The 6,360-nt window shown below is 47.6% G+C and carries 3 protein-coding genes; all 3 read right to left on the bottom strand.

The window, feature by feature from the left end; translation table 11 throughout:
• Positions 1-4,177 (bottom strand): S8 family serine peptidase (locus IH879_17670; GenBank protein ID MCH7676752.1); only part of this gene is annotated, 4,177 nt, incomplete at its 3' end.
• Complete coding sequence (locus IH879_17665) at positions 4,158-5,516, bottom strand: amidohydrolase family protein (GenBank protein ID MCH7676751.1); 1,359 nt, start codon at positions 5,514-5,516, stop codon at positions 4,158-4,160. The genes IH879_17670 and IH879_17665, both read right to left, overlap by 20 nt.
• A gap of 13 nt (positions 5,517-5,529) precedes the next feature.
• A complete protein-coding gene (locus IH879_17660; GenBank protein ID MCH7676750.1) occupies positions 5,530-6,162 on the bottom strand; it encodes a hypothetical protein in 633 nt (210 codons plus the stop codon).
• Positions 6,163-6,360 lie beyond the last annotated feature (198 nt).

Raw genomic sequence — 6,360 nt, 5'->3', positions numbered from 1 at the left:
TGCCCTCACCAACCGCAAAAAAAATATAAACCCCAGAAGACACCTGGCTGCCGGATTCATCCTTTAGATCCCAGGTAACCCCGCCGTTGCCATCGGTTTCTTCCAATGTTCGAATGATGCGGCCTGAGATATCCATTATTCGCACTTTAGCTTCGCTGGTCAAACCGGCGATGGTGACAAAATCCTGGCCCGAGTCGCTGCGATAAGGATTGGGATAGGCAAAAATATTTGAAAGGTCGGGACTGCTGAAAATAAGTGCGGCCGTATCTCCTTGCCCAAACCTGATCGGCACACCTTTTTCACTCTGCACATTTCTCACCGTGATAAAATAGTTCAGTCCAAAAGGGCCAATCGGTGATTCGGGATCAATTGTCAAAATCACAGTCGTTCCCTTTTGGCTCAATAATTCTGCACGGGATATCTTTACGTTTGGTTCAATCAAATAATTCCCCGGCTCTGAAGCGGAGTTGTCATCTAAGGGCTCGTTAAATTCCAAGCTTAGTTGGTTTGCTTGAATCAGCGTTGCGCTGACGAGGTAAGGTGCGTTTTCCCGGGCTGTTGCCGTAAAGCTAACTGAATTCCTGGTCGTGTCGATTGGGGTACCGTCCAGGTCTCTGAGATTACGTACAATGATTGTATAATTTCCCGGTTCAAGAATCACGGGACTTGTTAAGATAACTTCTTTGCCAGCTTTGTGCGATACGGATGAACCGGGCGTGCCGATTCCAACAATTTCAAAATTGGTTTGATTGGTTACGGAGTTATCCATCGGCTCGCTGAACACTAACTGCACTTGCTGTGGAGGTAAGAAGCTTGCGCTTTCGAGAAAAGGTTTCGAGCCGGGTTTTACTTTCAATGCCGGCGCAGGCAGGCTCTCAACGGGTGATAAAGAGGAATCGATTGCAGTAACCGCGTACCAGTAAACTGTGTCTGTTTGCACGGTCGCATCTAAAAATATTTGATTCTGAGTTTGGCCAAATACCGCAAGATTGTTGGCATCAGTGCCGCGGTAAATTCGAAATGAATCAAAGGGTCCCCTTTGCTGCCAGGAAAGTTCTACTAAGTTCAAATCCAGGGGTCTTGCCTTAAACGCCAGCGGAGTCGATGGGCCGCCAAAGTTTGATAAAAATTGGTAGCCGGCGACTTGTTCACCTGTGTTGAAATAAAATTCATTTAAGCCATTATTGTCGAAGTCTGCCACCATTGTACTATTGCTGCGGTTCGGCGCGGCCTGCCAGATGACTTTGTATTCTGCTAGAGCGACATCGTAATCGACAATGTAAAAATCCGGGAAAATATTGATTAGAATTTCATCGCGACCGTCGTTGTCCACATCTCCGGAAGAAACGCCGGTGTCAAAATCGGCAGGGGATTGGAACCCGAAGAAGGCTTGCTGCCAAACAGTTTCAAATGAATTGTCGCCGGTTTTTTTATAGATTCGATAAAGCCAATGGCGGCTGTCAAAAGTACTTTCTGTATTCAGACTTGGATCTGAGTGGCAGCCGACGACAAACTCGGCAATGCCGTCGCCATCGTAGTCCCCGGTCGAGAGATAATCAATGGTGTCGATAAGCGGCAGGCGGTCCGACCAGGTAAATTGGTAGCTGTTGTTTCCACGATTTTCGTAAATATAAATATCGCCGTCAAAGTCGCCGAAGATGATTTCCAATTGGCCGTCGCCATCGAAATCCGCTACTTCAGAATGCGGCACACCGACGAAATTTGAGCCTGCCGTTGGATTTGGAAATGAGTCCACCAATACATAACTGTTATCATTATCAGTTTCCCAAACTGTGAAGAGATCATCAAGTCTGAGGATAAGCTCCCCCAAGCCATCTTGATCCAAATCTGCAAAGCGGCTGGCCCAGGCATCATTTGTGTTCGACCAGACGATTTGAGTTGGGAAATCATTTGCCGCCGTGGCTTCAAAAATGAAGGTGCTGGAACCTCGTCCGGCGAGTATTTCCGGAAATCCGTCGCCATCGGAATCTCCCCAATCCCGGGGAATAAAAACTTCACTGCTTGCGAAAACTTCCCTAAACTGCCCCTGGTCGAATTCCAAAATTTTCAAGGCGGTGAAATTGAAATTTTCATCATACTCATTCAGCACAATTTCTTTCAAACCATCGGAATCGAAATCTGCCGGTTTAGCCAGAAGGAAACTCGACTGAAAACCGCTTGCCAGGTTTTCAATTGGGGCGCCTCCCAGGGGAGCGGCGCTTAGGTCCGCGCTGAAAAACCGGCCGTCGTTATTGTTGATCGAAGTTAATCCGGCGCCGTTGCTAACCTGAACAAAGAATTCCATTTGACCGACAAGAAAATCCTGACTGAAATTCAAACGGTGGCTGGTGGTTCGAAACCGCAGTTTTTTTTCTTGAAAATCTGCTGAAGAACCAGCCGGTCTGAAATAAATAGAGGCATCGCAGAGGTCATCGGTTTCGAATTCTATTAAGAGACTGTGGCGATCACCGTCGAGCATGGGTGTTTGCTTAATATTTGAAATGACAGGCGGAGTCCGGTCGACAAAAAACCGGACTTTGTCTTCAACTGCTGTGCCGTCTTTATTTCTTAAAATCAAACGCAGGGTGTAAAGCGTATCCTGGAGGGAATTAATTTCCAGAGAGGTAATCTCCTCATCGATGATTTGGCGGTTGGTCTGGCGAAAAATTTCGGACCAGGTTTCCGGTGTTTCACCGACCCCGAGCTCGAGACTAAATTCATTTAAAAAAGTTCCGGCGGCAGTTCCCCGAATCGTGACCGGCCCGGAAGAAAATCCTTGATCGAGCTCAGGTGCAGTGATACGGACAATAGAAAAAAACGGTGACTCCAAAGCTCTGAAAGCGTTGATCCTCCCGGAAGCGAAGAGGTTGTCCCAGCCCGCAGAGCCTAAATCATCGCTGGAAGAAGTCAGCAAACCTTTCACCGATTCCGGCGACAACTCCGGCGTTTTTGAAAGAATGAGCGCAGCCAGGGCTGAAACAAGCGGCGCCGATGCCGAAGTGCCGCTAAAATCACCGTATGAATTTCCCAGCTTTGTTGTCAGGATATTAACTCCCGGGGCAACCAGATCTACCGAAGAGCCAAAATTAGAGAAACCCGCTAAGTTGTCATTCTCACTTGACGCGCCGACTGAAATCGTCTCCGGGAAGCCGGATGGAAAGTGAATCTGGTCGGAGGCAGAATTTCCCGCCGAAGCCACCAGAACGCAATTTTGATTGACGGCGTATTGAATGACATCGCGTAGCAGCGGGGAGGCTACGTCGTCTCCGAAACTCATGTTGATGACGCGCGCTCCGTTATCCACGGCGTAAACGATAGCAGAAGCAACATCGTCTTCCTCAAGGAATCCCAAACTTGTGCCGGCCCGCAGGGTCATGATTTGACAACCGAAAGCCAGCCCGGCGATACCTTTTTTGTTGTTGCCGGTTGCCCCAATAATGCCGGCCACCGAAGTGCCGTGGCCGTTTTCATCGAAAGGGTCGTTGTCGGGGGTTTGGAAATCTCCGCCGTCCGGGAAAGTGGGTGCGTCGGTGAAATCCCAGCCGCGAATGTCATCCACAAAGCCGTTGCCATCGTCATCGAGACCATTGAAATCGCTTGAATCGACGCGTCCGTTACTATTTAAATCTTCTCCTGAATTAATCCACAAGGCGTCGATTAAATCTTCGTGATTGTAATCAATGCCGGTATCTATCACTCCCACAATTATTTCAGGAGAAGCGAGCTGAAGGTCCCAGGCCTGCTCCGCTTGAATATTTTTTAGAGCATTTTGATTTTCAAAAAGGGAGTCATTTGGCGTAAAATCTATTTGGTGGACATAATTCGGCTGAGCGTACTCGACATTCGGGTCTTGCTCATAGGCGGCGATTATTTCTTCTAAATTCTGATCTTTTGAAAACGAAATTCGAAAAATGCCAGCTAGTTTTTTTGTGGGATGTTTTTGCTTAAGAAATAATTCGACTTTCTTGACGCTGTTGGATGCGTTGATAGCATCGAGCGAAGGGATGCCAAGTTTACCCTTTCCGGGGAAAGAAGCTTTATTAAGAGATACGGATTTTACCTTGACCAGAAGCTGGCCGGGAACATATTCTGGCGATTGCGCCTGGGCTATTTGTAAACCTGAAAGCAGGAAAAGAAGAAAAAAGAGTCGAAATGATTTACTTGTACTGCCGGCCATGTTTGATAACTAAATCAACGTCTTGCAGCAAATTGATATAACGCAGTACATCTCCCTTGACTGCGATGATGTCGGCATATTTCCCTTCGCTGATTGTACCCACATCTTCGGATACTTTCATGAGCACGGAAGGCCAGTAAGTGGCGGCTCGAATGGCTTGCATCGGATCCACGCCGAGCTCACGTACCCAAATATCGAGCTCATTCCAGGTCGATTGACAGTGGAATTTCATCGGGATGCCGCTGTCGGTGCCAATGAGCAGGACAATGCCAGAGTCTCTAAGCTGTTGAAATTTTCGTTTTAAAGTCGGCCTCCGAATAGGGGTGATTTGAAAATAGGGTAGGCGATCCGGGTGTTGAAACGAGGACTTAATATCCTGAATGATTGAGTCGGGCAGGCCATCATGCCAGCAGTTATCGTCGAGTTCTTCCGGATTGTCGCGCTTGTATTCGTAATTAAACAATACCTCTATGGTTGGGGTCCAGAAAAGTGGCCCAAGATTCATTTTAGCAGTTCGCTCTCTGATCAATGAGATAATGTCCGGGGGATACTCCGGAGCAGTGGATAAACCGGTATGCTCAAAACAATCGACTCCTGCTAAAAGTCCTCTGCGGATCTCTTCGGGCCGGTGCGAGTGAGCGACTACAGTAAGGTTGTGTTTGTGTGCTTCATCGACCACAGCCTGAACCTCCTCCATGGTCATTTGGTCTTGATCAATAAGCTTAATACAGTCGACCCCGGCTAAGGCTAAACGGCGAACCTTGGCGCGGGCATCTTGCGCTCCGTTAACACCCCAGCGAAACAGCTCAGTACCGGGATAGGGTTTGTGTTGGATAAAAGGTCCTGACACATAGATGGTGGGTCCTGGAATTTTGCCGGAGTTGATAGCATCCCGAACGGCGATGCTTGGCTTTAACGGACCCCCGAGATCGCGAGCGCTGGTGACACCGGACATCAGCAGTTGTTTGGCAGAGGCTGGCATGATCACCGACTCAAAGAGCGGCGTGTACTTTTTGTCCCAGTGCGTATAATCCGTGTGACCGTTGATCATTAAGTGCACATGCATGTCCCACAATCCGGGTAACACGCTCATGCCTTCGGTGGAGATAATCTTTGCTCCCGGCGGAATCTCCAAAAAGCCAACCTGTCCGACGGCTTTAATACGCTCTCCTTCTACAATGATGACGCTATTACGAATCGGTGTGCTGCCAAAGCCATCGATCAAAGTTCCGCCGATCAAAGCTGTGATAACTTTTGCGTTTTGTCCGTTGATTGAAGAAAAAAAACATAGGTGCAAAAGGATAATCAGAAACGGCCAACCCAGTTTTGATTTAATCATTTTCTTCCTCCGTTCAACTTTGATCCTTGAGCAAACCCGCGCCTCTATAAAGCAAAAAGATGGCCCCCATTTGGATAACATGATACAAGTCGTTATGATTAAAGTGCTGGTGAATGGTAAAGCCGCTCATTTGAATTCCGGCTGCCGCAAAAGAAATCACCACCCCGGAAATCAGCCAGACTGCACTTTTGTGTTTCCACTTCGAGTAGGCGTAGAGCTGCAGCAGCACGACACCAAGCATGGCAGGCGCGTAGTCAAATATGACGTATTTAAACTCATCATGTGAAACCATCCAGCCGGCATAGACCAGGAACTTCAAAAGAACCAGGCCCAACAACAATTTTCTTAGGGGATTTGCGACCGCCGCGAATAAAGTTCCCGACAGCATGAAAAAGCTGGCCAGCCCTATCGAATAAACCGTCGCTTTCCAGATTGCTGTCTTTGCGAAATCGCTAAAATGCAAAGCGAAACCGTGCGAAGTGCCGCCAAGAAAAGCCGCAATTGCAGTGGCAGCCAAAGCGCCGCCCCACAAACGAATCGAGTTTTCCTGACCTTCATTTATTTTAGAAAGCCGTACTGCCAAAATGACCGTAAAAAGTCCCAGGAGATAATCGGTGATCATGGTTGTGGGTTCGGTGATTTGCATTTCTTCTTTTTTAGGAGAGTTGACTGGGTGGGAATTTAGGGAGTTTGCGGTTAAATAGCAAGCGGTTGATTTGAAATCAAATTAATCGGTCTTCTTTTTAGATGCCGACATGAGTTGTTGCCTAATAAATTCAGTGGAATAAGTTTAAGAAAATTCTATATTCAATATATAAACCAACGGGGATAATTAGGTTTTCCT

The sequence above is a fragment of the candidate division KSB1 bacterium genome, from assembly GCA_022562085.1.
Lineage (GTDB): Bacteria > Zhuqueibacterota > Zhuqueibacteria > Oceanimicrobiales > Oceanimicrobiaceae > Oceanimicrobium.
The sequence above is the reverse complement of the archived record's forward strand: the minus strand, read 5'-3'. Positions and strand labels throughout refer to the sequence as shown.

Excerpts from the sequence above, each read along its gene's own strand:
- IH879_17660 (MCH7676750.1), bottom strand. The coding sequence starts at position 6,162 with ATGCAAATCACCGAACCCACAACCATGATCACCGATTATCTCCTGGGA.
- IH879_17665 (MCH7676751.1), bottom strand. The coding sequence starts at position 5,516 with ATGATTAAATCAAAACTGGGTTGGCCGTTTCTGATTATCCTTTTGCAC.